The 26,240-nt window shown below is 70.3% G+C and carries 30 protein-coding genes; 19 read left to right on the top strand and 11 right to left on the bottom strand.

All coding sequences use genetic code 11. The features are described from left to right. Positions 1 to 2: 2 nt before the first annotated feature. The 11 genes from D7V88_RS10790 to D7V88_RS10740 form a co-directional block, all read right to left on the bottom strand. On the bottom strand, positions 3 to 482 hold the full coding sequence (locus D7V88_RS10790) for a SixA phosphatase family protein (RefSeq protein WP_120540540.1): 480 nt from the start codon (positions 480 to 482) through the stop codon (positions 3 to 5). A gap of 61 nt (positions 483 to 543) precedes the next feature. Further along, positions 544 to 999: a DUF1634 domain-containing protein gene (locus D7V88_RS10785; RefSeq protein ID WP_120540539.1), complete on the bottom strand. Its 456-nt coding sequence runs from the start codon at positions 997 to 999 to the stop codon at positions 544 to 546. Continuing rightward, entirely contained in the window at positions 996 to 1,859 is an 864-nt protein-coding gene (locus tag D7V88_RS10780; protein ID WP_120540538.1) for a sulfite exporter TauE/SafE family protein, read from the bottom strand. Before D7V88_RS10780 ends, D7V88_RS10785 begins: the two co-directional genes overlap by 4 nt. A 91-nt stretch (positions 1,860 to 1,950) precedes the next feature. Continuing rightward, on the bottom strand, positions 1,951 to 2,187 hold the full coding sequence (locus tag D7V88_RS10775; protein WP_120540537.1) for a hypothetical protein: 237 nt from the start codon (positions 2,185 to 2,187) through the stop codon (positions 1,951 to 1,953). After that, positions 2,188 to 3,945: a chloride channel protein gene (locus D7V88_RS10770; RefSeq protein ID WP_120540536.1), complete on the bottom strand. Its 1,758-nt coding sequence runs from the start codon at positions 3,943 to 3,945 to the stop codon at positions 2,188 to 2,190. Positions 3,946 to 4,049: 104 nt separating this feature from the next. Next, positions 4,050 to 5,657: a trypsin-like peptidase domain-containing protein gene (locus D7V88_RS10765; RefSeq protein ID WP_120540535.1), complete on the bottom strand. Its 1,608-nt coding sequence runs from the start codon at positions 5,655 to 5,657 to the stop codon at positions 4,050 to 4,052. A 191-nt stretch (positions 5,658 to 5,848) separates the two neighbouring features. After that, on the bottom strand, positions 5,849 to 6,802 hold the full coding sequence (locus D7V88_RS10760) for a metallophosphoesterase family protein (RefSeq protein WP_120540534.1): 954 nt from the start codon (positions 6,800 to 6,802) through the stop codon (positions 5,849 to 5,851). Positions 6,803 to 6,815: 13 nt separating this feature from the next. Beyond that, the gene (locus tag D7V88_RS10755) at positions 6,816 to 8,171 is read right to left on the bottom strand and encodes a sensor histidine kinase (RefSeq protein ID WP_120540533.1); all 1,356 of its coding nucleotides are present in this window, start codon (positions 8,169 to 8,171) and stop codon (positions 6,816 to 6,818) included. 10 nt (positions 8,172 to 8,181) lie between these two features. Continuing rightward, positions 8,182 to 8,862 carry a response regulator gene (locus tag D7V88_RS10750; protein WP_120540532.1) on the bottom strand — a complete coding sequence of 227 codons (681 nt, stop codon included), beginning with the start codon at positions 8,860 to 8,862 and terminating at the stop codon, positions 8,182 to 8,184. A gap of 130 nt (positions 8,863 to 8,992) precedes the next feature. Then, positions 8,993 to 9,496 (bottom strand): hypothetical protein, encoded by a 504-nt coding sequence (locus tag D7V88_RS10745; RefSeq protein WP_120540531.1) that lies wholly within the window; start codon positions 9,494 to 9,496, stop codon positions 8,993 to 8,995. After that, positions 9,493 to 10,419, bottom strand: coding sequence for a hypothetical protein (locus D7V88_RS10740; RefSeq protein ID WP_244238089.1), 927 nt, complete (start codon positions 10,417 to 10,419; stop codon positions 9,493 to 9,495). Before D7V88_RS10740 ends, D7V88_RS10745 begins: the two co-directional genes overlap by 4 nt. 166 nt (positions 10,420 to 10,585) lie before the next feature. On the opposite strand from D7V88_RS10740, the gene D7V88_RS10735 reads away from it, so the two are divergent. The 19 genes from D7V88_RS10735 to D7V88_RS10645 all read left to right on the top strand — a co-directional run bounded on the left by D7V88_RS10735 (position 10,586) and on the right by D7V88_RS10645 (position 26,087). After that, entirely contained in the window at positions 10,586 to 11,185 is a 600-nt protein-coding gene (locus tag D7V88_RS10735) for a YceD family protein (protein ID WP_120540530.1), read from the top strand. A gap of 57 nt (positions 11,186 to 11,242) precedes the next feature. Then, entirely contained in the window at positions 11,243 to 11,431 is a 189-nt protein-coding gene (gene rpmF, locus D7V88_RS10730; protein WP_120533847.1) for a 50S ribosomal protein L32, read from the top strand. A gap of 20 nt (positions 11,432 to 11,451) precedes the next feature. Continuing rightward, positions 11,452 to 12,513, top strand: a complete 1,062-nt coding sequence (plsX, locus tag D7V88_RS10725; protein WP_120540550.1) for a phosphate acyltransferase PlsX — start codon at positions 11,452 to 11,454, stop codon at positions 12,511 to 12,513. 51 nt (positions 12,514 to 12,564) lie between these two features. Then, complete coding sequence (locus D7V88_RS10720; RefSeq protein WP_120540529.1) at positions 12,565 to 13,572, top strand: beta-ketoacyl-ACP synthase III; 1,008 nt, start codon at positions 12,565 to 12,567, stop codon at positions 13,570 to 13,572. 28 nt (positions 13,573 to 13,600) lie between these two features. Next, positions 13,601 to 14,539 (top strand): ACP S-malonyltransferase, encoded by a 939-nt coding sequence (gene fabD / locus D7V88_RS10715; protein WP_120540528.1) that lies wholly within the window; start codon positions 13,601 to 13,603, stop codon positions 14,537 to 14,539. After that, entirely contained in the window at positions 14,536 to 15,285 is a 750-nt protein-coding gene (gene fabG / locus D7V88_RS10710; protein WP_120540527.1) for a 3-oxoacyl-[acyl-carrier-protein] reductase, read from the top strand. Before fabD ends, fabG begins: the two co-directional genes overlap by 4 nt. Before the next feature lie 103 nt (positions 15,286 to 15,388). Further along, positions 15,389 to 15,637 carry an acyl carrier protein gene (acpP, locus tag D7V88_RS10705; RefSeq protein WP_120540526.1) on the top strand — a complete coding sequence of 83 codons (249 nt, stop codon included), beginning with the start codon at positions 15,389 to 15,391 and terminating at the stop codon, positions 15,635 to 15,637. 89 nt (positions 15,638 to 15,726) lie between these two features. Then, the gene (gene fabF, locus D7V88_RS10700) at positions 15,727 to 16,983 is read left to right on the top strand and encodes a beta-ketoacyl-ACP synthase II (RefSeq protein ID WP_120540525.1); all 1,257 of its coding nucleotides are present in this window, start codon (positions 15,727 to 15,729) and stop codon (positions 16,981 to 16,983) included. 96 nt (positions 16,984 to 17,079) lie between these two features. After that, positions 17,080 to 17,526, top strand: coding sequence for a ribose 5-phosphate isomerase B (rpiB, locus tag D7V88_RS10695; protein ID WP_120540524.1), 447 nt, complete (start codon positions 17,080 to 17,082; stop codon positions 17,524 to 17,526). Positions 17,527 to 17,579: 53 nt separating this feature from the next. Continuing rightward, positions 17,580 to 18,836 (top strand): serine hydroxymethyltransferase, encoded by a 1,257-nt coding sequence (glyA, locus tag D7V88_RS10690; RefSeq protein WP_120540523.1) that lies wholly within the window; start codon positions 17,580 to 17,582, stop codon positions 18,834 to 18,836. 10 nt (positions 18,837 to 18,846) lie between these two features. Continuing rightward, positions 18,847 to 19,350, top strand: coding sequence for a transcriptional regulator NrdR (nrdR, locus tag D7V88_RS10685; RefSeq protein WP_120540522.1), 504 nt, complete (start codon positions 18,847 to 18,849; stop codon positions 19,348 to 19,350). 10 nt (positions 19,351 to 19,360) lie between these two features. Then, positions 19,361 to 20,524, top strand: a complete 1,164-nt coding sequence (gene ribD / locus D7V88_RS10680; protein WP_120540521.1) for a bifunctional diaminohydroxyphosphoribosylaminopyrimidine deaminase/5-amino-6-(5-phosphoribosylamino)uracil reductase RibD — start codon at positions 19,361 to 19,363, stop codon at positions 20,522 to 20,524. Between the two features lie 41 nt (positions 20,525 to 20,565). Beyond that, entirely contained in the window at positions 20,566 to 21,228 is a 663-nt protein-coding gene (locus tag D7V88_RS10675; RefSeq protein ID WP_120540520.1) for a riboflavin synthase, read from the top strand. Positions 21,229 to 21,311: 83 nt separating this feature from the next. Beyond that, entirely contained in the window at positions 21,312 to 21,812 is a 501-nt protein-coding gene (gene ribH / locus D7V88_RS10670) for a 6,7-dimethyl-8-ribityllumazine synthase (protein ID WP_120533836.1), read from the top strand. A 4-nt stretch (positions 21,813 to 21,816) separates the two neighbouring features. Then, entirely contained in the window at positions 21,817 to 22,239 is a 423-nt protein-coding gene (gene nusB, locus D7V88_RS10665) for a transcription antitermination factor NusB (protein ID WP_120540519.1), read from the top strand. Beyond that, complete coding sequence (locus tag D7V88_RS10660; protein ID WP_120540518.1) at positions 22,236 to 22,727, top strand: M17 family peptidase N-terminal domain-containing protein; 492 nt, start codon at positions 22,236 to 22,238, stop codon at positions 22,725 to 22,727. Before nusB ends, D7V88_RS10660 begins: the two co-directional genes overlap by 4 nt. Positions 22,728 to 22,783: 56 nt before the next feature. Then, positions 22,784 to 23,158 carry a response regulator gene (locus D7V88_RS10655; protein ID WP_120540517.1) on the top strand — a complete coding sequence of 125 codons (375 nt, stop codon included), beginning with the start codon at positions 22,784 to 22,786 and terminating at the stop codon, positions 23,156 to 23,158. Continuing rightward, complete coding sequence (locus D7V88_RS10650; RefSeq protein WP_120540516.1) at positions 23,155 to 25,488, top strand: chemotaxis protein CheA; 2,334 nt, start codon at positions 23,155 to 23,157, stop codon at positions 25,486 to 25,488. The genes D7V88_RS10655 and D7V88_RS10650 overlap by 4 nt, the downstream gene beginning before the upstream one ends. Positions 25,489 to 25,523: 35 nt before the next feature. Then, entirely contained in the window at positions 25,524 to 26,087 is a 564-nt protein-coding gene (locus D7V88_RS10645; protein WP_120540515.1) for a chemotaxis protein CheW, read from the top strand. Positions 26,088 to 26,240 lie beyond the last annotated feature (153 nt).

Here is a 26,240-nt window from a genome sequence, read left to right as displayed (position 1 = left end):
GGTCACGGGCGCCAGAGGGGGCGTCCCGGCGCCGCCATCCATTGCAGGGAGAACTTGCGTCCCTCGGGTCGCAGGGCGACCGCGCAGCCTTTTCGCAGCTTGTCCGGCAGGTCCTGTCCCAGCGCGAGCTCCGCGGCGCGCTCCAGGGAGGGGTTGTGTCCCACCAGCGCCCAGCCCGGACCCACCTCGCGCGCCAGCTTCAGGATGTGGCGGGCCGCGCCCTTCATGGGGACGAGGGCGGGGTGGACCTCCACGTGCGACAGGCAGAGGGCCTCCGCGAGCAGCTCCGCGGTCTGCACCGCGCGCACCAGGGGACTGGTGAGGATGCCCATGAGCGGGGTGCGGCGGGCCAGCTTGCGCGCGTGCTGGCGGAAGGCGTCGCGGCCCTTCGGGGTGAGGGCGCGGGCCTCGTCGCCCAGGACGTGGGAGTCCTCGGCCACGGCGTGGCGCACCAGCAGGAGGGGCAGGTCGTGGTCGGCCATGGGCGCGGGTTGTAGCGCGGGGCCGGCCTCCGGGCGTGTGACGAACAGGTGGACAGGTGGACTACTCCACACCGCCCAGGAAGAACGCGAGCAGGAGCAGCGCGAGCACACCGGTGGTGATGGCGGCGTAGGTGCGGTCCTTCTGCGCGCGGAAGATGCCCAGCGACAGCGCCACGCGCAGCACGGGCACGGTGATCATCACCAGCAGGCCCGCCATCACGAAGGACTGTCCGCGCACCGCCATGATGCCCTCGAAGACGTCCGGCAACCGGTGGGGCACGGAGTCCGGCGAGGTGAGGCGCTGGAGGGCGTCCGGCGAGGAGAAGTAGTCCGGGTGCCGGAAGAAGGTGATGGCCATGCCGCACACGACGAGCGACAGGCTCAGCAGCACGCCGCCGCGCAGCAGGTTGCTGATGAGCAGCTCCGGCGTGAGCGGCACCGCCTCCGGATGAACGACGGGATGGCCCGCGGCGGCGGTCTCCTCGGCGGATGGGGGTTCGGGAACCTGCAGGCTCATCCGCGAATCCCCTTGGCCAGCATCTCGTAGGACACCCACAGCAGGACGACGACGAAGAGCCCGCGCAGCGAACCGCTCTTGAGCTTCCTCAAGTAGCGCGAGCCGGCGAAGGCGCCCACCGTCACGCCCACGCAGACGGGGCCGGCGATGAACGGGTCGATGTCGCCGCGCGCGAAGTAGATGCCCGCGCTGGCCGCCGCCGTCACGCCGATCATGAAGTTGCTGGTGGCGGTGGACACCTTGAGGGGCAGCCGCATCGCCAGGTCCATGGCCGGAACCTTCAGCGCGCCGGAGCCGATGCCCAGCAGGCCACTCACCGTGCCCGCCACGTACATGAGCCCCAGGCCGGTGAGGGGGCGGTGGACGCGGTACGCCACCCGTTGTCCGGTGGACGCGTCGTAGTAGCTGCCATGCAGGCCCAGCCGGTCCGCGAGCGCACCGGGCGCGGGCTCCTCGCGCGGCGAGCCGTCCTCGCGCAGCTTGCGCAGCATCGCGAGCGCCGAGTACGCCATCACCGTGCCGAAGAGGAAGTACAGCGCGCGGCCGTCCACGACACCCGCGAGCATCGCGCCCGTGACGGCCCCCGCCACGGTGGCCAGCTCCAGGAACATGGCCACCCGCAGGTTGGCCAGCCCGTCGCGGACATAGGCCGCCGCCGCGCCGCTGGAGGTCGCGATGACGGACACGATGGAAGCTCCCACCGCGTAGCGGATGTCCACCTTCAGCACGAGCGTGAGGACTGGGATGAGGATGAGACCTCCGCCCAGACCCAGCAGCGAGCCCAGCAGTCCCGCGCCCATGGAGACCAGCAACACGATGGCGACGAAGTTGAACGGAGTGGCGTCCAAGGCGGCGGCCATCTTCCTCCTGGGCCCCCCGCATGCAAGCCGGTTCACTCGGAGGCCGGTTGGTTGCCTGCCTTGAGGTGTCACCGCGCGCGGGGGCGGGTCGTCAGCGCTCCGGCCGTGGAGCCGGCGGTGCCTCGGGCTTCGCGTCGGGAGGTTGGGGCACGGGCCACCCCTGGAACAGGGGCCAACCCCGGTAGGGATTGCCGCGGGTCGGCGCTTCCCCGGGCGAGGGCTCCTCGCGGTGTCCGGGGTGGGGTGGGGAGCGCAGCAGAACGTAGGTCAGCACGAGGCACAGCAGGCTCATGGCGACGATGCTCCACGCGCGCGTCCGGTTCTCCATCTAGAAGCGCCCCCGCTTGAGCAGGTCGCCCTTGGAGAGCGCACCCAGCAGGTGACGGTCTCCGTCCACCACGGGCAACTGCTCCAGCGACGTGCGACCGAAGCGCGCGGCCACCTCCGACAGGGACAGGTCCGGGGTGATGGGTTGCACGCCGCTGTCCATCACGTCCGCGGCCACGGTGGCCTGGAGCAGGGCATGGTCTGGCAGGTGGCCCTTGAGGGCGTCCAGGGTGATGACGCCCAAGAGGCGCCCCTCCGCGTCGGTGACATAGAGGTTCGCGCCCGGAGGCTGCTCCAGCAGCAGCACCACCACCTCATCGAAGGGGGCGGACGGCGGCACCCGCTGCGTCACGGGAGAGAGCATTGAGCGCACGCCCTCCTCGCGCAGCCAGTGCGGGACGGAGGCGGGCACGTGCACGTCGCGCTTCACGAGCACGGAGGTGTAGAGCGACTCCGGCTCCAGGCGGCGGCTGACGACGGCGGCCACCACGGCGGCGAGCATCAGCGGGAGGATGAGGTCGTAGTCGCCCGTCATCTCGAAGATCATCAGCACGGCGGACACCGACGCGTGCGTGGTGCCGGCCAGCACCGCGCCCATGCCGAGCAGCGCGTACGCGCCACTGGGCACCCCACCCGGAAGCACCCGCTCCACCAGCATCCCGAACGCGCCGCCCAGCAGCGCGCCGAAGAAGAGGGACGGGGTGAAGAGCCCGCCCGGCACGCCCGCGCCCGCGCACAGCGACGTCATCGCCAGCTTCGCCAGTGGGAGGAGCAGGAGCAGCGTGAGCGGCAGCGTCCCGTGCAGGGCCATGTTCACGGAGTCGTAGCCGTTGCCCATGAGGTACGGCCCCGCGAGCGCGGTGGCGCCCACCAGCGTCATCGCGACGAGCGGCATGAAGGGCGCAAGCCACGCGGGCAGGCGGTCCAGCAGGTCCGAGGTCAGGTTGATGCCCCGGACGTAGAGCGCGGAGGCCCCGCCCATGAGCACGCCCAGCGTGAGGGCCAGCAGCAATTCGCGCGGGTGGGTGAGCGCGTAGTGGGGGATGACGTAGCTGGGATGATCCGCGATGAGCGTGCGCGACACGAGCGTCGCCACCACGCACGACACGACGATGGGGCCGAAGAGCTCCAACGCGAAGCTGCCCAGCAGCACCTCCAGGCCGAAGAGCGCCGCGCCGATGGGCACGTTGTACGCGGACGCGATGCCCGCCGAAGCGCCGCACGCCACCAGGAGGCGCGCCTGTCCCGGCCCCAGCCGCAGCCACCCGGACAGCGCCGAACCGCTGGCCGCGCCCGTCTGGAGGAGGGCACCTTCGCGGCCCAGGGGCGCGCCCAACGCCACCGCGATGATGGAGACGAAGCCCCGGAGCAGCGCGCGCGGGAAGGGCAGCCGCCCGGACTTCACCCAGATGGATTCGATGATGCCCGCGGTGCCGTGGCCTCGCAGGGGTTGCCCGACGATGAGCGACACCAGCGTCACCAGCGCGCCGCCGAGCACTGGCACCAGGAGCCGGCGCCAGCCCGGGGACGCCATCGCGCCTTGGAGGAAGTGCTCGGTGTTGCTCTGCCAGAACAGGTGCTGGGTGAAGCGCAGCACGGCGAGGAGCGCCACCGCGCCAAGGCCGGAGATGAGGCCCACGCCCACCACCAGGACCCAGAACCGCCGTTCCTGTCCCAGCAGGCCCCGGAGGATCCGTCGCAGCCAGGGCGACGGGGCCCCCGTCCTCAACTCCGGATGGACTGCTGCGGGTTCGGGCATGGCCTCCACACTTGTCCAATGCAGGGACGCGCGAAGGGCCTTCCCTGGAAACGGTGCACTGCCTCCAGGGCCTCGCCCGTCCGGCCGTCAGGTGGACGGGAGGGTTACTTGCGCGCCGGAGGCTCTCCCGAGGTGCTGCGCGCGGGCCGCCGCACTCCGGATTCCCGGGGAGGAGGTGGCGTCGCGGGGGCGGGGCCCGCCGGTTCGGACGAGAGGCCCAGGTGGATGCCCGCGGGCGGGTTCTTCAGCACGGATTCGGTCCGGGTCGCGGACTCGGTGACGTCTGGCGCGAAGCGGTCCGCCAGCTCCGCGGCGGCGTCACTCAGGTCGCGGTGCGCGACGATGGTGCGCTCCAGCGTCTTGTTGAGGCGGGCCGACGTGTCGAACGTCTGCCGCGACTCGTCCGAGGCAGGCAGGGAGTCCTGGTAGGAGAACGCGAGCGTCGCATCCCGGCGCAGCGCATCCAGCAGGCGGGCAAGCTGCTGTTGAAGCTCTGCGTCCTGTTCCGCGCGCTTGCGCTCGAGCAGGCCGCGCTCTCCGCCGAACCAGACGCGGCCCGAGCGTCCGAAGCCTTCGTCCACCGAGGCCACGGGTAGGTCCTCCAGCACGACGAGCGGATGCACGCGGCGCGGGAAGTCCTGGCTGTACAGCGCGAAGAGCAGGGAGCCGTCCGCGCGTGGGAACACCGCCGCGGTGCGCGAGCCGAAGGGGAAGAAGGGCGTGGCGGACACCTCCGCGCGCTTCGTCATGCGCGCGCGTGCCAGCGCATCCAGCGGCGTGTTGGCCTCGGCGCGTTTGGGCGTCCGGCGCAGGTTGTTCATCAGGTCGCGCGCCTGGTCGATGCCCACCACCACGTTGAGCGCGCTGCCGCGCGAGTAGCCCGCGTGGTAGACGCCGACGAGCTCGAACTCGCCCGTCTTGCAGGAGATGGCGAGCACGGGCGACCCCGAGCTGCCCTGCGACAGGAGCGCGTCGATGACGAAGTCGTCGTGGTACCACTCCTTGTACTCGTCGCGGTCGTAGGCGGAGATGACCTTGCCCATGTTGGTGGCGTTGAAGACGCCCAGGGGGAAGCCGCGCACGTCCACCACGTCGCGCTCGCGCACGCCCGCGCTCCGGCCCACCTTCCACGGCAGCACCGTGAGCGGCGTCTTCGACTTGATGACGGCCAGGTCCAACTGCGGATCCACCACCGCCTTGGACAGCGGGATGTCATCGCGGTCGTACGCGTCCGCCTCGTTCTCCACGATGCTCAGGCCGTCCTTCACGCGCTTGCAGCCGGAGGGCACGTTGTCCACGGGTTGCGCGTCGCTGGTGACGTCCGGCCACTCCACCACGTGCTCGTTGGTGAGCAGCAGCGTCTCCCCGGCCTGCTGCCGGTACGCGAACGCGGTGCCGTGCGCGGACACCGACGTGCGCGTGCGCCGCATGTTGCCCTCCGCGCCGTAGGACAGGCACTCGTACACGGCGGTGCTGCGCACGCAGTACGTGTACTTCTTCTTCACCGACTGCTCGAAGGCGCGGGCCTGGGCGGACAGCGCGCTGTAGCTGTCCGCGTACTCGCCCTCGCAGAAGGGCGCGGGTTCCGGCGTGCTGGCCTGGGGCTGGGCCTGCGGCGGTTCAGCGGGAGGAGGCGCGGCGGGAGGCGGCTGCGCACCCGCCGTGGCCAGGGATACCGCCACCACCGACAGTCCGACCGTCCACCAGACCATGTCCCCTCCCTCTGTGAGTGTCGTCGCCTCTTTGTTGCTAAGGCTCCCGGCGTCCGCACGCACCTGTGCGTGCGGTGCGCACGGCGGAATTCGCGGCGCCTAAAGCCCGCTGTCCGTCAGAAGCGGCGGCGCGCCTGTCCATTCCCGGACGGGCCTGTGCCCCACGCGCACGCACCCGGTGGGCGGAACGCTCACCCGTCCAGGTCGCCGAGCGCGTCGAGCGGCAGCGGCGCCGCGCCCGTCACCGTGCCATCCATGTCCGTGGGGAGCGTGGACGGATCGACTTCCGGAGGCGGGTGGTTCTCGAAGGGCGCGGCGACCGTGGGCCGGGAGGAGGCGGCGGCACCGGGAGGCGGACGCAGCACGGGCCCCGGAGGAGGCAGCCCCGAGTGCCGCCGCGCGGCCTCCATCAGGGCATTGTGGTGGCGGTAGCGCGCCTCCACGAGCTTGTGGATGAGCAGCGGCCCGCCGGGCACGCGGCGCGCGGTGAGGGCCTGGGTGGCCTTGCGCACCGGGTAGCGCACGCGGCGGATCTGCACGCGCCAGCCCTTGGGGGTGAAGGTGAAGACGCCGTAGGCGGGACGCAGGTCGCCGTCGCGCGGGATGCCGGCGCTGGCCACGTCCGCGATGAGCATCCGGCCCACGCGCCGACGGTAGGGGAAGTGCAGGTGGCCAAAGGCGCACGCGGCCGCGTCCAGGTGCGTGAAGAAGCGGCGCACGGCGTGGTCGTCCAGCGTGGGGTCCAACGACTCTTCCAGGTTGCGCGGGTTGGCGTGGCAGATGAACAGGTCCTGCCCCTTGCGCGGCGTGTAGCGCAGCGAGAAGGGCATCTGTCCCAACTGCTGCAACAACTGGTCGCCCAACTGGTCGCGCGTCCAGCGCAGCAGCTCCGTCTTCCAGTGGTCGCGTTCGCGGTACGCGCCGCCCAGGTAGTTGCCGGCGAGGTACGCGTCCGTGTTGCCCATGATCAGCGCGTTGCAGCGGCTGAAGAGCAGCTCCACCGTCTCGCGCGGATGGGCGCCGCGCAGGGCCAAGTCTCCGGCCGCGACGATGTAATCCGGCGCCACCGATTTAGCGATGTCGTCCAGCACGGCCTCGCAGGCCGGAAGGTTTCCGTGAATGTCCGCGAGGATGGCGACCCGCATGGCCGCCCCCATCCTAGCCCGTCGCAGCCGTCGGGCCAGCCGCCGAGGGTAGAAAAATGACGAAGGTGCTGCCCGCGTTCGGCTGGCTCTCCACCTTCACCTCGCCATCCATCGCCCCCATCAGGTGCTTCACGATGGAAAGGCCCAGCCCCGTGCCCCCCATGTCCCGGCTGCGACCCTTGTCCACCCGGTAGAATCGCTCGAAAATCCGGGAAAGATGCTTGGGCTCGATTCCCACGCCTGTGTCGCGCACCCGCACCACGCACCGGCCGCCCTCATACGCTCCGTCCACGTCCACCCGTCCACCGGCGGGCGTGTACTTCACCGCGTTGTCGAGCAGGTTGAGGAGCACCTGCTCGATGGCCCGCCCATCCCCCAGGGCCACCAGCCCGGGCGGGATGTGCAGGCTCAACTGCTGGTTCTTGCCTTCGGCCTTGGGGCGCACGCCTTCCGCGGCGCGGGAGACGGCCAGCGCGAGCGGCACCTCGGTGCGCTGGAAGGTCATCTCGCGAGCCTCCAGGCGGGACAGCTCCAGCAGGTCCTCCACCAGTTCGGAGAGCCGTTCGGACTGGCGGTGGATGATCTCCACCATGCGGGGGGCGACCTGGGCGTCGTTGAGCGCGCCACCCTGGAGCGTTTCGGCATAGCCCCGGATGGCGGTGATGGGTGTGCGCAGCTCGTGGGAGACGTTGGCCACGAAGTCCTTGCGGACCTTCTCCAGCCTTCGCAGCTCGGTGACGTCGTGGAACACGGCGGCGCTGCCGGGCAGGTCGCGGCCCACGGGCGTCACGCGCACGGCCAGCGTGCGGGAGAACAGGCCCTCGAGCGTCAGCTCCAGCCGCGTCGACGCGCCCTCCTGGCACGCCCGGGCCACCGCGTCGTTGAGGGCCTCGTTGCGGATCAGCGCGAGCGGCCGCTGCCCCACGATGGCGCCCTGCGCGGGCCGCAGCATCTCCGCGAGCGCGTCGTTGTGGCGCACCACGGTGCCCTCCGCGTCCGTCACCCAGAGGCCCTCGGCCATGCCGTCCAGCACGGCGGTGAGGATGCGCGCCTCCTGGTTGAGCGCCGCGTTCTGGGTGGACAGCCGGTCATCCAGCGTGTCGATGGCGTCTTCCAACTGCGCCAGGTCGTCGGTGCGCTCCACGCCCGCGGGGAACATCACGCCTTCGGCCAGGGACTGGGTCTTCTGGGTCAGGGCGCGCAACTGGCGTTCCATCGCCACGCGGCTGGTGCCCAGCGCGAGCGCGGAGCCCGCGAGAGTGACGAGGCCCGCGGCGAGCGCGCCGGTGGGTTGGCCGAACAGCACGAGCAGCATGCTCACCAGCAGGGCGGGGACCAGCAGGGCCAGGAGCGTGGAGCGCAGGGGCATGGCGGGCGGTTCAGGGAGGGCTGAGCTTGTAGCCCACGCCGCGCACGGTCTCGATGATGTCGCCCGAGGGCCCCAGCTTCTCGCGCAGCCGCTTGATGTGCGTGTCCACGGTGCGGGTGTGGATCTCCGCCTGGATGCCCCAGACGTCGGAGAGCAGCACCTCGCGCGTCTGCACCCGGTCCATGCGTTCCAGCAGGGTGCGCAGCAGGCGGAACTCCAGCGCCGTGAGCACCACCTCCTCGCCCTTGACGCGCACCTGGTGGCGGGACGTGTCGAGGCTGATTTCGCCCGCGCCCAGCACCGCGGCGGGGCCTTCCTCCGCGTCCGCGCGGCGCAGCACGGCCTTCACGCGCAAGAGCAGCTCGCGCACGGAGAAGGGCTTCACCACGTAGTCGTCCGCGCCCAGCTCCAGGCCCTGGATGCGGTCGGCCTCCTGGCCCTTGGCGCTGACGATGACGACCGCGGCCTTCTTCAGCTCCGGGTCGTTCTTGAGCATGCGGAGGACTTCACCGCCCGCCACGTCGGGCAGCATCAGGTCCAACAGCACCAGGTCCGGAGGTTGTGCCCGGGCCCGGGCCAGACCCCCGGCGCCGGTGTTCGCCGTGTCGGTCTCGAAGCCCGCCGCGCGGAGGTTGTATTCGACGAGGCCGGCCAGGTCCTGCTCGTCCTCGATGATGAGGATGCGCGCCATGAAGGTTGCTCCCGCGAAGGGGATGGAATGCGTGGCGTCCCGTAACAGATTCGTTCCGGCCCGCTCGGGACAACCATGTGACATCCGCGCACCATGCCTGCCCGCTTCCTCCTGGACAGGGCAGGGGGCCCTAGCGCGAGAACACCGGATCACACGCCTGTTCGGTCAGCTCGATGGGCGCCGCCACCAGCGCCGCGTTGCGGCCGGCGTTCACCTCGCGCAGGTAGTTGCAGGAGCTGCCCAGGAAGCGGGTCGGCGTGTCGGCGGACAGGGCCTCGATGACGAGCGCGTAGTCGCGCCCCACCGGCACGTCCACGGCCAGCTCCATCGCAGCGCCCCCGGGCGCCGAGGGAAAGCGCAGCGTGCGCCCCGACTTGCCGTCCGCGTCCTCCAGCTCCAGCAGCGCGCCCGACTCCACCTGGGCGGACAGGCAGGTGCGTTGCAGCTCCGTGCAGTTGCGCTTCGCGCCGTCCTTCAGCACGGCCACCTGGTAGGCGCCCACCTGACTGGCGACGGCGCGGCTCAAGGTGATCTCCAGGCCCACGGGCAGGGTGTCCACAGCGGCGTCCGGTCCACAGCCCGCGAGCAGGGCGCCCCAGCCCACCAGCAGGCACAAGCTTCCCTGGCGTCTCATGGGATGGCGTCCTCCACGCGGATGGTGATGGGAACCCGGCCCCGGTCCTCGGAAGAGGTGAGGGCCACCACGCCCGCAGTGCCGCCAATGGCCACCGCGCCCACGGCCACCCAGACCCAGGGGCTCTTGTACCAGGGGCGTCCCTGGCCTTCGGTCAGCGTGGCGGCCGGCGCGTTCCGGGAGGCCACCTGGAAGAGGAGGGGATGGAACGGGTCCCCGCGTCCGGCCAGGCGGCGCTGCGCCGCGTCCACGACCTCGAAGTAGTACTCCACTTCATAGGAGGTGCTCTCCACGGGCAGATCGTAGGAGGGCAGCACGGCGCGGTAGCGCTCCGGCTGGGAGCGTTCTCGAACGAAGTCCACCGACGAGAAGGCCTGGGCCCCCGCGCGCCGGTAGAACAGGCGCGCCCGAGCGCCCAGCGCCATGTCGCGCAGCGTGGCCTCCACCTGGACGGTCTCCCCGGGGGCGGGGTCCGGGATGGGGTCCACTTCCAGGGTGACGGGGAGCACGCGGCGGTGCTTCAGGTCCTCCTTCAGCTTCGCGAACAGGGCGCGAATCTTGGGGGGCGCGGAGCGGGGCAGCTCGAAGTCGGGCCGGGCCTGGAGCAGCTTCTCGTAGGCGCCTCGCGCCAGGGCCTCGTCCCCCAGGTAGAGGGCGGTGAGGCCCTGGAGGCGGTAGAGCTCCACCAACTCGTCGTCCGTGACGTCGGGGGCATCCAGCCCGCGCTGGACCACGTCCAGGGTCTCCTGGAAGCGGCCGGCCTCCAGCAGCTCGCGCGCCTGGGCGATGGCGGGGCTTGCCGGTCCAAGCTGGAAGAGGGGAGGCGGGGGAAGGGGCACACGGGCCTGCGCCGGCAGGGCGAGCGTCAGCCCGAGTCCCGCGACGCAGAGTGCGCCCCGCCAGCGTCGGGCGGGGGTGCGCATCAGAAGGAAACCTACCAGAGCGCTGTTGAAGGGATCCACGCGACGAAGGCTGCCGCCCCATTCGGGGCGGTGACACCGTCCCGGGGCCATGGTGAAAATCCGGCGTGTTGACTGACGGGGGGACTCCCTCTATGTTGCGCGCCCTTTTGGATGGGACGCCTCGTAGATGCTCGTAAAGATTGAACAAATCAAAGATGCGGGGCTGAAGCTCGACGAGCCCATCGCTCTTGGGCTCCTGTCGGACGTCCTGGGTGGCGCGGCGTCGGGTCATGACACCGGCTTCCAGGCGACCGAACCGTCCACGCTTCATGCCTTCCTGCGCAAGCTCAGCGGCGGCGTGCTGCTGCAGGGCAGCTTCACGCTCAACGTGAACGCCCCCTGCAAGCGCTGCATCACCGATGTGAAGATGGCCCTTCCGGTGTCCTTCACCATCAACCTGGTGCCCGAGTCCCTGGCCCGGGGGGATGACTTCAAGGACGACGACGAGAAGGTCATGGAGAAGAAGGAGCGCGCCCAGGGTGAGTCCGGCGGCACCTTCGCCATCGACGATGCGGATGAGCAGGTGTTCGACGGAAAGAAGATCGATCTGGATCCGATCATCCGAGAACAGGTATTGCTCGCCCTGCCGATGAACGCGGTCTGCCGTGAAGACTGCCAGGGGCTCTGCTCGCAGTGCGGCCAGAACCTCAATGATAAGAAGTGCGGCTGCACGCCGAAGGTCTCCGACCCTCGACTGTCGCCGCTGATGAACATCAAGCTGAACTGACGGTCCCTATGCCCCTCGCAAGTCGCGAGGGGGGACGGGTCCATGCCGAGGTGAGTCGTGGGAGTTCCCAAGAAGCGGACGTCGAAGATGCGCCGGGACCGTCGTCGGGCGGGCAACAACAACCTGCGGATCGCCGTGCAGGTCATCAAGTGCTCCAAGTGCAAGGAGCCCGTGATGCCGCACCGCGCCTGCGCGGCCTGTGGCAACTACGGGGGCCGTGAAGTCATCGCGACCGCCGCGGAGTAGTTGAAAGGCGGATGACGCCGGTGCGGCTCGTCCTTGACGCGATGGGTGGCGACCACGCCCCTGACGCCGTCGTGGAAGGGGGCGTGCTGTTCGCGCGAGCGTATCCCGGGCACGAACTCGTGCTGGTCGGGGACGCCACGCGTGTACGCCCCGTATTGGAGCGCGCCGGTGCTCCCGCCAACGTCCAGCTCCACCACGCGTCGGAAGTGGTGGAGATGGACGACCCCGCAACCGCTGCGTTCCGACGCAAGCGGGACTCCTCGCTCCGGGTGGGCTTCGCGCTCGTCCGGCAAGGGGAAGCGTCCGCCCTGGTCTCCGCCGGCAACTCCGGCGCGGTGATGGCCGGTGGCATGTTGACGCTCGGTCGGATTCCCGGCGTGGAGCGTCCGGCCATCGCGGCCCTGTTCCCGGCCCTCAAGGGCAACGGTCGCTGCCTGCTGCTGGATGCGGGCGCCAACGTGGACTGCCGTCCCACGCACCTGGCCCAGTTCGCCGTGCTCGGCGAGGCCTACCTGCGCACCCGCCTGGGCGTGCAGCGTCCCCGCGTGGCGGTGCTCTCCAACGGCGAGGAAGCCTCCAAGGGCACGCAGTTGACGCGGGACGCCAGCGCGCTCCTGCGGCGCTCGGACCTGGACTTCGTGGGCTACGTGGAGGGCAAGGACCTGTTCTCCGGGGACGTGGAGGTCGTCGTCACCGACGGCTTCACCGGCAACATCGTCCTCAAGACGTCCGAGGGCGTGGGCATGGGCATCACCGGCCTGCTGCGCTCGGCGATCGAAAAGCGCGGCGGCCTGCCGGAGAAGCTGGGAGCGCTGCTGCTCAAGCCCACCCTCGCGGGCCTGCGCCGCGTCATGGACTACGCCGAGTACGGCGGCGCGCCGCTCCTGGGACTCCAGGGGGTGGGCATCGTCGCGCACGGTCGGTCGTCCCCCCGCGCCATCCACAACGCGCTCGTCACCGCGCTCCAGCACGTGCGCGCGGGGGTTCAGGAGGAACTGACGCGCTGCATCGCCAATGCCGCCTCCTGGCTTCCTCCCCACCCGCGGGGAAGGAAGGCGGAGACGGAAGAGGTTCCTGAGTAGCGCGCGTGGCCCGGGGGATGGGCGCCAACGGCGCTTCCATCGGAGAAACCCTTGTCACGCACCCAGATCCTCGGAACCGGTTCCTATGCTCCCGCGCGCGTCCTGACCAACCAGGACCTGGAGCAGCTCGTCGACACGTCCGACACGTGGATCCGCGAGCGCACCGGCATCCAGGAGCGCCGTCAGGCCGCGCCAGACGAGGCGACGAGCGACCTGGCCGTGCAGGCGTCCTTGCATGCGCTCCAGATGGCGGGTGTGGCGCCCGAGGACCTGGACCTCATCGTCGTGGGCACCGTCACCCCGGACATGCCCATGCCGTCATGCGCCGCGCTGGTGCAGGCGAAGCTGGGGGCGCGCCGCGCGTTCGCCTTCGACGTGTCCGCCGCGTGCGCGGGGGCCCTCTATGCCCTGAGCGTGGCGGATCAATTCGTGCGCACGGGCCAGGTGAAGCGGGCGCTCGTCGTGGGCGCGGAATTGCTCACCCGCGCGGTGGACTGGAGCGACCGCAACACCTGCGTCCTCTTCGGGGACGGCGCGGGCGCGATGGTGCTGGGCCCAGGGCCTGCTTCGGACGACAGCCCGGAGACCATGGCGCCCCGCGGCATCCTCTCCACCTGCTTGCGCACCGAGGGTTCGATGGCGGACCTCCTCTGCATCCCGGCGGGCGGCTCGCGCACCCCCGTCACCGCGGACAACGTGGATGCAAATCTTCACAAGCTCAAGATGAACGGGAAGGAGGTGTTCCGCTTCGCCGTGCGTGCGCTGGTGGAATCCACCCAGGCTTCGTTGGGGGCCCACGGGATGCATCCGGGGCAGGTGGACCACGTCATCGCGCATCAGGCCAACCTGCGCATCCTGGAAGCCGTGCTGCAGCGTCTGGAAATCCCGCGCGAAAAATGCTGGCTCAACCTGCACAAGTACGGCAACACGTCGTCCGCCTCGTTGCCCATGTCGCTGGACGAGGCACAGCGCGCCGGCCGCCTCAAACGCGGTGATGTCATCGCGATGATGGCCATTGGCGCGGGCATGGCGTGGGGCAGCGCGGTGGTGCGCTGGTAGGCAGGACGACACAAGGAAGGACCGCAACATGGCGAAGGTCGCGTTCGTGTTTCCCGGGCAGGGCAGTCAGGCCGTGGGGATGGGCAAGGACCTCTACGAGCAGTTCCCCGAAGCGCGCGCCGTCTTCGACGCCGTGGACGACGCGCTCAACGAGAAGCTCTCCTCCACCTGCTTCAACGGCCCGGAAGACGCGCTGAAGCTCACCGCCACCACGCAGCCCGCCATCCTCACGGTGTCGGCCGCGGTGCACGCGGTGTTCAAGGCGCGCGGCCCGACCCCGGCCTTCGTCGCGGGCCACTCGCTGGGGGAATACTCCGCGCTGGTGGCCGCGGGCTCCCTGGACCTGCGCGACGCGGCGCGGGCGGTGCGCGCTCGCGGCACGTTCATGCAGGAGGCGGTGCCCGCGGACGTGGGCGCCATGGCGGCCATCCTGGGCCTCGCGCCGGACGCGGTGAAGGCCGCCTGCGACGCCGCGGCAGAAGGCGAAATCGTATCGCCCGCCAACTACAATTCGCCCGAGCAGACCGTCATCGCCGGCCACAAGGCCGCGGTGGAGCGCGCGGGCCTCAAGTGCAAGGAGGCCGGGGCCAAGCGCGTGATGCCGCTGCCCGTCTCCGCGCCCTTCCACTGCGCGCTGATGGATCCGGTGAAGCCGAAGCTCGCGGAGGTGCTCGCGGGCGTGCGCATCCTCGCGCCGCAGGTGCCGGTGGTGAGCAACGTGGAGGCCACGCCCAATTCGGACGCCTCGCGCGTGGTGCCGCTGCTGCTCGCGCAGGTGAGCGCGCCGGTGCGCTGGATTGAATGCGTGGAGACGCTGAAGGCCAATGGCGTCACGCACGTGGTGGAGCTGGGGCCGGGCAAGGTGCTGGGCGGCCTCATCAAGCGCATCACCAAGGACATCGAATCGTTCAACGTCGAGAACGCCGCGACCCTGGAGAAGGTGCTCGCCGCGTTGGGGGCAGCATGAGCGGCTTCAAGGAGAAGGTGGTGCTGGTCACGGGCGGCTCTCGCGGCATCGGCCGGGCGGTCGCGCTGGCCTTCGCGAAGGCGGGCACGTCCACCGTGGTCATCAGCTACGTGGGCAACGAGGCCGCCGCCCAGGAGACCGTGGGGCTGCTCCAGCAGGCGGGCGCCAGGGCGGAGGCCATCCGCTTCGACCTGCTGGACACCGCCGCGTGCGCGGGCGCCGTGGACGGCGTCATCAAGACGCACGGGCGCCTGGACGTGCTGGTGAACAACGCGGGCCTGGCGGTGGACGGCCTGGTCATGCGCGTCAAGGACGAGGACTGGGACAAACAGTTGGATGCCAACCTCCGGGGTCCTTTCGCGCTGATTCGCGCCGCCAGCCGCCCGATGATGAAGCAGCGCAGCGGGGCCATCATCAACATCACCTCCGTGGTGGGTGAGATGGGCAACCCGGGACAGTCCGCCTACTCGGCGGCCAAGGCGGGGCTTATCGGCATGACGAAGTCGGTCGCCAAGGAGCTGGCCAGCCGCAACATCCGGGTCAATGCCGTGTCCCCGGGCTTCATCGCGACGGACATGACGTCCCATCTTGACGACGAGCTGCGCCAGAAGATGGTGGGGGGCATCCCGCTCGCCCGCCTGGGCAACCCGGAGGAGGTCGCCGGGGCCGTGGTGTTCCTCGCGAGTGATGCGGCGTCCTACATCACCGGCGAGGTCCTGAAGGTCAACGGCGGCATGTACATGTAAGCCAAGGTTGGATTGCCGCCGGGCGTGGGATATACCGCGCCGGCCTTTGAGACAGCCCGTGAGTCAAGCCGGGTCCGACCTGGCCGCTGGAGGATTTACAATAATGACGACTGCCACCGTGAACGTCGAAGCCAAGATCAAGTCCATCATCGCCGACCAGCTCGGCGTGGGAGAGGACGAGATCAAGCCCGAGGCCTCCTTCATCGAGGACCTGGGCGCGGACAGCCTCGACATCGTCGAGCTGGTCATGGCGATGGAAGAGGAGTTCGAGGTCGAGATCCCCGACGACGAGGCGGAGAACATCAAGACCGTCGGCGACGCCATCAACTACGTGAAGACCCACAAGAAGTAGCCGCGGCCTCCTGAAGTGTCGGGGCCACGGGGGGCGCGCGTTACCGGCGCTCCGGTCCCATCGCGGTCCGCGGTCAGTGGAGAGGACAAGTGTCAAACCGTCGAGTCGTCATCACCGGCACCGGCATGATTTCCGCGCTGGGCACCGGCACCGAGAAGAACTGGCAGGCGCTGCTGGCCGGCCAATCCGGGATCGGTACGATCACCCGTTTTGAACTGGGGAAGCTCGACGCGCGCATCGCGGGCGAGGTGAAGGACTTCCAGCCCGAGCAGTTCATCGACCGGCGTGAAGTGCGCCGGATGGACCTGTTCGCCCAGTACGCGATGGCCGCGGCCGACATGGCGGTGAAGGAGTCGGGCCTGCCCATCGGCCCGGACGCGCCCCATGGCTACAACCCGGAGCGCGTGGGCGTCATCGTGGGCTCCGGCATCGGGGGCATCTCTTCCCTGGAGGAGCAGCACCGCAAGGGGCTGGAGAAGGGCTTTGACCGGCTGTCTCCCTTCTTCATCATCCAGATGATCGTCAACATGGCGCCTGGGCTCATCTCCATGCGCTTCAACTGCAAGGGTCCCAACTGGGCCCCGGTGTCCGCGTGCGCCACCAGCGCCCACGCCATCGGCGAAGCGTGGAAGTCCATCCGCCTGGGTGAGACGGACGCGGCCATCGCTGGCGGCGCGGAAGCGGCCATCACGCCCCTGGGCATGGGCGGCTTCTCCGTGATGAAGGCCCTGTCCACGCGCAACGACGACCCTTCGGGCGCCAGCCGTCCGTTCGACAAGGACCGCGACGGGTTCGTCATGGGCGAGGGCGCGGGCATCGTCGTGCTGGAGGAGATGGAGGCGGCGAAGAAGCGCGGCGCCAACATCCTCGCGGAGGTCGTGGGCTACGGCGCCAACTCCGACGCGTACCATGTCACCCAGCCGGCCCCGGAGGGCGAGGGCGCGGCGCGCTGCATGCGGCTGGCGCTCCAGTCCGCGGGCATGCGGCCGGAGGAGGTGGGCTACATCAACGCCCACGGCACCTCCACGCAGTTCAACGACGCCAACGAGACCAAGGCCCTCAAGGCCGTGTTCGGCGACCACGCCCGCAAGCTGGCGGTGTCCTCCACCAAGTCGATGACGGGCCACATGCTCGGCGCGGCGGGTGGCGCGGAGGCGGTGGTGAGCGTGCGGGTGCTGACGCACAACATGCTGCCCCCCACCATCAACCAGACGACGCCGGACCCCGACTGCGACCTGGACTACGTGCCCAACACGGCGCGCGAGGCCCGGGTGGACGCGGTCATGAGCAACTCGTTCGGTTTTGGCGGCACCAACGCGGTGCTGGTGTTCAAGCGCTTCGCCTGATGGCTTCCGGCCCGCTGCTCCCGTGACGGGGCGGCGGGCAGGGGCCTTCCCTTCCAGGCCCCGCCCTTCGAGCGGGCGCCGCTTCGGAGTCCGGCCGTGAAAGTCATCCTCGCCTCCGACCACGCGGGACTCGAACTGCGCCAGGAACTGGTCGCCCTCCTGAAGGAGCGCGGCGTCGCGTTCGACGACCTGGGTCCCCACTCCCGTGAGTCCGTGGACTACCCGGACTTCGCCTCCCAGGTGGCGCGCGCGGTGGTCGCGGAGGCCGGCACGCTGGGCGTGCTGGTGTGCGGCACCGGCATCGGGATGAGCATCGTGGCCAACAAGCACCGGGGCGTGCGAGCGGCCCTGTGCACCACCGAATTCGAGGCGCGGATGACCCGCGCGCACAACGATGCCAACGTCCTGTGCCTGGGCCAGCGCGTGGTCGGCGTGGGCGTGGCGCGTGGCATCCTCGAGGCCTTCCTCGACACCGCCTTCGCGGGCGGTCGTCACGAGCAGCGCGTCCAGAAGATTCGCGACGTCGAAGCCCAGCAGCGCTGAAGCTTCCGACGTCGTCCCCAACGCTGTCCCCGTTCGTCGCCAGGAGGCACCCCATGGAGAACACCCGCACGCTGGCCCAGGTGGACCCTGAAATCGCCCAGGTGCTCCGGCAGGAGACCGAGCGTCAGGAAGAGGGGCTGGAGCTCATCGCCTCGGAGAACTTCGTCAGCCCGGCGGTGATGGAGGCGGTGGGCTCGGTGCTCACCAACAAGTACGCCGAAGGCTACCCCGGCAAGCGCTACTACGGCGGCTGCGAGGTGGTGGATGTCGCGGAGACGCTGGCCATCAACCGCGCGAAGGAACTGTTCGGCGCGGACGCGGTGAACGTGCAGGCGCACTCCGGCAGCCAGGCCAACATGGGCGCCTTCATGGCCCTCATGAAGACCGGCGACACCATGCTGTCGCTGGACCTGAACTCCGGTGGCCACCTCACCCACGGCGCGGCGTTCAACTTCTCCGGCAAGCTCTACAAGGTCGTCCACTACGGCCTGACGCGCGAGACGGAGACCATCGACTTCGCGCAGGTGGAGGCGCTGGCGCTGGAGCACAAGCCCAAGGTGCTCGTGGTGGGCGCGAGCGCCTATCCGCGCACGCTCGACTTCGCGAAGTTCCGGGAGATCGCCGACAAGGTGGGCGCCTCCATGCTGGTGGACATGGCCCACATCGCGGGCCTCGTCGCCGCGGGCGTGCACCCGTCTCCGGTGCCCTTCGCCGAAATCGTCACCACCACCACGCACAAGACGCTGCGGGGGCCGCGCGGCGGCATGGTGCTCAGCAAGGAAGCCTTCGCCAAGAGCATCAACAGCCAGATCTTCCCCGGCATCCAGGGCGGGCCGCTGATGCACGCCATCGCGGGCAAGGCGGTGGCCTTCAAGGAAGCGCTGACGCCGGAGTTCAAGGCCTACCAGAAGCAGATCGTCGCCAACGCGCAGGCGCTGGCGGAGGCGCTGAAGTCCGCGGGCCTGCGGCTGTGCTCGGGCGGCACGGACAACCACCTGATGCTGGTGGACCTGCGCTCCAAGAAGCTCACCGGCAAGGTCGCGGAGGAGGTGCTCGGCAAGGCGGGCATCACCGTGAACAAGAACATGATCCCCTTCGACCCGGAGAAGCCGATGGTGACCTCCGGTGTCCGGGTGGGCACGCCGGCCATCACCACGCGCGGCATGCGCGAGAAGGAGATGGCGGTGGTGGGCAGGCTCATCGGCGAGGCGCTGGACTCCGCGCAGGACGACGCCGGGCTCGCACGGGTGCGCGGCCAGGTGAAGGACCTGGCCCAGGGCTTCCCGCTGTACGCCTCGCGGTTGAAGTAACCCGCCCCCCGTGCGCTGCCCCTTCTGTCAGGACGCGGAGAACAAGGTCATCGACTCGCGAGAGTCGCATGAGGGCTCCGTCATCCGACGGCGGCGCGAGTGCCTGGCCTGCAAGCGCCGCTTCACCACGTACGAGCGGGTGGAGGAGCTCTACCCGCTCATCGTGAAGAAGGACGGGCGGCGCGAGGCGTTCGACCGGGAGAAGATGCTCAACGGCCTGAAGAAGGCCTGCGAGAAGCGCCCGGTGTCCGCCGCGCAGTTGGAGCAGACGGTGGAGGACATCGAGCGGATGCTCCAGGGGATGGGGGAGAAGGAAGTGCCCTCGTCCTCCATTGGCGAGCACGTGATGCGGCGGTTGCAGCAACTGGATGAGGTGGCGTACGTGCGCTTCGCGTCCGTGTACCGCAGCTTCCGGGACATCTCCGAGTTCATGCACGAGCTGAAGGACCTGCTCGAGGACCAGGAGCGCGAGCGCAAGGTGAAGCCGCCTTCGACTCCGCCCAAGGACGGTTAGGAAGGGCGGTATGCGCTTGCTCACGCGGGGACGGTTGCAGGCGGCGAAGACGCCCCGGGCGAAACGCGCGGCGGACTTCGACCATGCGGTGGCCGAATTCTTCATGCGCATCGCGCTGGAGGAGGCCGCCAAGGGCCTGGGCCGCACCAGCCCCAACCCCGTCGTCGGGGCGGTGCTGGTGAAGGGCGGGCGCATCATCGCGCGCGGCCACCACAAGAAGGCCGGCACGGCGCACGCGGAGGTGGTGGCCCTGGAGGCCGCCGGCTCGAAGGCGCGGGGCGCGGACCTCTACACGACGCTGGAGCCGTGCGACCACTACGGGCGCACCCCTCCGTGCAGCCTCGCGGTGCTGGAGGCCGGCGTGCGGCGCGTGTTCAGCGCGTCGTCGGACCCCAACCCCCTGGTGAGCGGCAAGGGCCTCAACCGGCTCAAGCGCGGCGGCGTGGCGGTGGTGACGCACGTCCTCAAGGAGGAGGCGGACGCGCTCAACCGGCCCTTCTTCAAGGTCATGCGCACCGGCCTGCCATGGGTGACGCTCAAGGCCGCCTCCACGCTGGATGGGAAGCTGGCCGCGGTGAATGGAAGCTCGCGCTGGGTGACGGGAGAAGCCGCGCTCAACTGGGTGCACAAGCTGCGCGACCAGGTGGACGCCATCCTGGTGGGCGCGAACACCGTGCGCCTGGACGACCCCCGCCTCACCACCCGGCTGCCCGGCGGTGGAGGCAAGGACCCCGTGCGCGTGGTGGTGGACTCGCACCTCAAGCTGTCCCCGACGCACACCGTCTTCACCCAGCGCAGTCCCGCGCGCACCATCATCGCCACGCTGGAGGATCCGGACGGGCGCAAGGCGCGGCGCTTCCTGGCGCAGGGCGTGGAGGTCTGGCACGTGAGGGCGAAGCAGGACCGGGTGGACCTGAAGGCCGTCCTGCGCCGCATCGCGAAGGAGGGGCTCAACCACGTGCTGGTGGAGGGCGGCGCGGGCCTGTACGGCACGCTGATTCGCGAGCGGCTGGCGGATTCGCTCGACCTGTTCCTCGCGCCCAAGCTGGTGGGCGCCGGGGGCCTGTCGTGGGCGGGCGAGCTGGGCGTGAAGGACATGGACCAGGCCCTGGCGGTGAAGGACCTGAAGGTGGAGAAGGTGGGCGACGACGTCCTGTTGCGCGCCCTGCTCTGAAGGCCAGCGCCGGCCCCTCGCTCCCGTTATAGAATCCGGCCATGTTCACCGGCCTCATCCAGGACACTGGCACCATCACCCGCATCGTCCCCGGGGGCATGACGGACGTGTGGATTCGGACCTCGCTGGGCGCGGAAGCGTTCGCGCTGGGGGAATCCATCGCCGTGGACGGCGCGTGCCTCACCGTCGTGGAGAAGGGCGGGGACACCTTCCGCGTGCAGGCCGCGCCGGAGACGCTGCGGCGCACCACGCTGGGCGCCCGGCGCTCGGGGGACAAGGTGAACCTGGAGCGGGCCCTGGCGCTGGGGGACCGGCTGGGAGGCCACCTGGTGTCGGGCCACGTGGACGCCGTCAGCGAGGTGCTGGAGACGTACGCGGAAGGGGGCTCGTGGGTGATGGTGTTCCGGCTGCCCCCGGAGCTGGCGCCCTGCTTCATCGACAAGGGCTCGGTGACCATCGACGGCATCAGCCTCACGGTGAACGCGGTGGAGGCGGACCGCTTCCGGGTGCAGCTCATTCCGGAGACGCAGGAGCGCACCACGCTGCACGCCAAGGGCCCCGGCGCCCAGGTGAACCTGGAGGGCGACCTCATTGGCAAGTACGTGGCCCGGCTGTTCGCCCTCAGGGGCGCCCCGGAGGGTGCCCAGGGCAAGGGCCTGACGGAGGCCGTGGTGCGGGCGGCGGGCTTCACCCCGCGCGGGTAGGGAAGGCCCCGGATTCCGGGTGGGGCGCGGTGCGGCAAACCCCGTGCAGACGCCGGGGGGCGGGGTGGTGTAAGGAGCGCGCCATGCCTCGCTATTTCGAAGGGGATTTCCTCCCCCCCCAGGGCCGGTTCGCCATCTGCGTGTCCCGGTTCAACAGCTTCATCACGGAGGAGCTGCTGAAGGGCGCCGTGGACACGCTGGTGCGCCATGGCGTGAAGGACGACGCCATCGACGTGTACCGCTGCCCCGGCACGTATGAGCTGCCCGGCCTCACCCGGCGCGTGGCGGAAGGCGGCCAGTACGCGGGCCTCGTCATCCTGGGCGCGGTGATTCGCGGCGGCACCCCCCACTTCGACTACGTGGCGGGCGAGTGCGCCAAGGGCGTGGGTTCGGTGGCGTTCAGCGCGGCGGCGGGTCCGAAGCCGGCGGCGGTGACGTTCGGCGTCCTCACGTGCGATACCGTGGAGCAGGCCATCGACCGTGCGGGCGTGAAGGCGGGCAACAAGGGCGCGGAGGCCGCTGTGGCCTGCATCGAGATGGTCAATCTCTTCGCGCGGATGACCGCCGCCGAACGGAAGGGCTGACCGCATGGGCGCGCGCAGAACGGCACGAGAGCGGGCGTTGCAGGCGCTCTTTCAGTTGGACATGGCCCAGGGCGCCGCCCGGGATGCCCTGGATTCGGCGTGGGCCGCCTCCGCGGATGACGGCAAGCCGGAACCGGACGCGGTGAAGTTCGCCAAGGAGATCGTCGACGGGGTGCAGGCCCACCGCGAGGAGATCGACGCGCTCATCGAACGCCACAGCCACAACTGGCGCCTGGACCGCATGTCCCGCATCGACCGCAACGTGCTGCGGCTGGGCATCTTCGAGCTGAAGTACCGCCCGGACATCCCCCGCAAGGTGACCATCAACGAGGCGGTGGAGCTGGGGAAGAACTTCGGCACGGAGGAGTCGAGCGCCTTCGTCAACGGCCTCCTGGACCGCGTCGCGGTGGCGCTCGGGAAGCCGTGAGCCAGACGACCACCCTGGACGTGGGCCTGGAGGGCCTGGACGCACTGGCCGGGGTGGACGCCCTGTGCCTCTTCGTGGCCGAGGACGACCGGCCGCTGCCCTCCACCGCGGGCTACGTGGACTGGCGGCTGTGCGGTGTCCTGTCCCGGGTGCTCCAGGGTGGCTTCTTCACCGGCGTGAAGGACGACTGGCTCCTGTTGCCCTCGGACGGGAAGTTCTCCGTGCCGCGCATCTTCGTGGTGGGCCTGGGGTCTCGAAAGCGCCTGGACGCGGCCGCGCTGGGTGAGGCCCTGTCCGGCGCGGCGAAGGTGTTGAGCCGCGCGAAGGTGGAGTCGGTGGCGCTGGAGGTCCCCGGGAGCACGGGCCTGAGCGACGCGGCGCGGGCGGAGGCGTACCAGAAGCAGTTCCTACCGGCCTTCAAGGGCGCCCGGGTGTCCCTGCTCGCGGACAAGGGGCTTGTCGGGTCGCTGTCATCCCGCAAGGGGTGACGTCCTGCGTCCGGGCGGGGGTTCTGGTAGCATCCGACCTCCGAGGCGTGCGCGCGATGAAGTTCAAGGTGCTGATTGTCGAGGACTCCAAGGTGTCGCGCGAGCACATCGCCGCGGCCGTGGAGTCCGTGGACGGCATCGAGGCCGTCGCCACCGCCAGCGGCTTCGAGGCGCTGAAGCTGCTGCCCCGTCAGCGCTTCGACCTCATCATCACCGACATCAACATGCCCGACATCAACGGGCTGGAACTCATCAACTTCGTCAAGAAGAACCCCAACTACCGGGACGTGCCGCTCATCATCATCACCACCGAGGGGCGTGAACAGGACCGCACCCGGGGGATGGCGCTGGGGGCGGCGGGCTACCTGGTGAAGCCGTTCCAGCCGGAGGACCTGGAGGCGCTCCTGCGGCGCTTCCTGAAGCCGCTGTGACGCCCGGAGGCAAGGCGCTGGCGGAGTTCGTCGCCGAGGCCACGGAGATCCTCGACGCGCTGGGCCGCGATCTGCTCGCGCTCGACGAGGCCCGCGACCAGGAGGCGGATCCGGAGCACATCAACGGCATCTTCCGCGCGGCGCACTCGCTCAAGGGCCTGTCGGGGCTCTTCGGCCAGGAGCGCATCACCCAGCTCGCGCACGCGGCGGAGGACCTGCTCGACCGCCTCAGGTTGGGCCGGCTGACGCTGGACGACCAGGTGCTGGACGCGCTGGTGGACGCGCTGGACACCTTCCAGTCGCTGCTCGGGGAGACGTCGCGGGGCGAGGAGGGCGAGGACCTCACCCGGCGCACCCGGGCCATGGAGGACCGGCTGGCGCGCATGGGTTCGCCGCCGCCCGTCGTGGAAGAGGATCCGCTGGAGCGGCTGGAGCTGGACGCCTCCGTGCGCGCCGTCTTCACCGAATACGAAGAGCACCGGCTGCGCGAGAACGTGCGGCGCGGGGTGGCACTGTGGCGGGTGCGCGCCGCGTTCGACCTCTCCGACTTCGACAAGGGACTCGCGGACCTCAACGCGCGGCTCAAGCCCCTGGGCGAGGTCATCAGCACGCTGCCCTCATCGCGCCCCGGTGGCGCGACCGGCATCGCGTTCGACCTCATCTTCGGCGCGAAGGTGTCCGCCCAGGAGCTGGAGGCGGGCCTCCAGGGCACGCCCGCGGAGCTGGAGCCGCTGGCCGTGCGCCCGCCGCAGGACGGTGAGGACGGCCCCGCCTTCGACCTGCCCCGTTCGCCGGACGCGGCGCCCCCGCCTTCCGAAACCCCTGACACCGGGCCCGTCACCGCGCCCCGTGCGAAGCGCAAGAAGAAGGGGCCGCGCTCCCAGCCGCTGGCGCTGGAGGCAGGCGAGACACGGCCGCTGCTGCCGGTGGACACCGCGACATCGGGGCCGGGCACCGCGCTGACCGGTGCGCCGTCGTCTGGCGTTACGGCCCTGCCTTTGGGAAGCCCTCCGCGCATGCGGGCGGTGGAGAGCCCTTCGGCCACGACGCTCGGGCTCCAGTCCGCCGCGTCCGCGCCGGTGCCCGCGGGGCGCCCCCGTCCGGAAGAGACCTCGCTGCGCTCGCTCACGCAGACGGTGCGCGTGGACATCGGCCGGCTGGACGGGCTCATCAACATGGTGGGCGAGCTGCTGCTCATCAAGGCCAACCTCCAGCGGCTGGCGGAGACGTCCCGGCAGGACGGGACGGTGGCGCTGTCGAAGCTGTTCGGTCAGGAGCTGTCGCGGGAGACGCGGCAGTTGGAGCGCAAGCTGGAGGCGCTGCAGGAGGGCCTGCTCGAAGCGCGCATGGTCCCGGTCGGCCAGGTGTTCGACAAGCTGGCGCGGCTGGTGCGGCGCATCGCGCGCGAGGCGGGCAAGGAGATCGACTTCGTCAGCACTGGCGGCGAGGTGGAGCTGGACAAGCTCATCGTCGAGGAGCTGAGCGATCCGCTGATGCACCTCATCCGCAACGCCATCGACCATGGCGCGGAGGGGCCGGAGGCGCGGCTGTCCGTGGGCAAGCCCCGGCGCGCGCTGCTGCGGCTCCGGGCTGAACAGAAGGGCAATCACGTCCTCATCAGCGTGAGCGACGACGGCTCCGGCATCGACGAGTCGCGGGTGCGCGAGGTGGCGCTCTCCCGGGGGCTCGTCACCGCGTCGCAGATCAGCGAGATGACGCGGCGCGAGCTGCTCAACCTCATCTTCCTGCCGGGCTTCTCCACCCGCTCCAGCGTCAGCGCGCTGTCCGGACGCGGCGTGGGCCTGGACGTGGTGAAGAACAACCTGGGCAACCTCTCCGGCATCATCGACGTGTGGAGCGAGCGCGGGAAGGGCACGGCCTTCCACCTGACGCTGCCGGTGACGCTGGCCATCGTGCGCGCGCTGGTGGTGGGCGTCAGTGGCCGCACCTACGCGGTGCCGCTCAACAGCGTGCTCGAAATCCTCTCCGTGCAGCCCCAGGACATCCGCACGGTGGAGCGCCGCGAGGTGCTGGACCTGCGCGGGCAGACGCTGCCCTTCCTGCGGCTGGGGCGGCTGTTCCTCCTGCCGGAGCGCGAGGTGAACCGCCACTTCGTCGTGGTGGTGGGCCTGGCGCAGCAGCGGCTGGGCATCGCGGTGGACGAACTGTTCGGCCAGCAGGACATCGTCACCAAGCCGCTGGGCGGACGCTTGAGTGGCGTCAAGGGCATCTCCGGCGCCACCGACCTGGGAAACCGGCGCACGGTGCTGGTGCTGGATGTCGCGGAATTGCTGGAAGAGGGCATCGCGCAGGAGCGACGCCGCGCCTGAGGCACCCGTGCCGGGGGGCTGCTATCTTCCGGGGCGTGTCCCGTTTCGAAGCCCTGCTCGACGCGTTCTTCTACCGCCCGGACGAGGACGTCAGCGGCCTCATGGACTTCGCCGCGGGCAGCGACGGACTGGCCTCGCGCGTCCTGGAGGAGGAGCCCACGGAGTACCTGGCCTTCCGCCTGGAGGCCGAGTGCTACGCGGTGCCCATCCTCACCGTGCGGGAGATCTGCAAGGTGCCGCTGCTCACGGAGATTCCGCGTTCGGAGCCGGAGTTGCTGGGTGTGATGAACCTGCGCGGGGAGCTGCTGCCCGTCTACGACATCAAGCTGCGGCTGCGGCTGGCGGACGCGCCGCCGTTGGTGGCGGGGCCGGACGCGGGCCTGCCGCCCCGGGCCGCGCGCATCCTGGTGCTCAAGACGGATGCCGGGCCCGCGGGCGTCTGGGTGGATTCGGTGGCGGGCGTGGTGCGGCTCAAGCCGTCCATGGTGGAGCTGTCGCCCGCGGGGCTTCGCGGAGACCGCGACTGCGTGGCGGGGCTCGGCCGCAAGGGCTCGCAGCTCTACATCCTGTTGGATCCGGAGCAGGCGCTCGCCCCATGACGGACCCCGTGAACCTGATGGCCCGCCGTCCGCGCGGCGTGACGGCCGACGACGCTCCGGCGCACGAGCTGGAAGTGCAACTGTGCGCCTTCTTCGTGGGCAACGAGGAGTACGTGCTGGACATCATGCGCGTGGAGGAGATCCTCCCGCCCC

This window comes from Corallococcus terminator (assembly GCF_003611635.1).
GTDB classification, from domain to species: Bacteria; Myxococcota; Myxococcia; order Myxococcales; family Myxococcaceae; genus Corallococcus; species Corallococcus terminator.
This window is presented reverse-complemented; position numbering and strand designations above follow the sequence as displayed.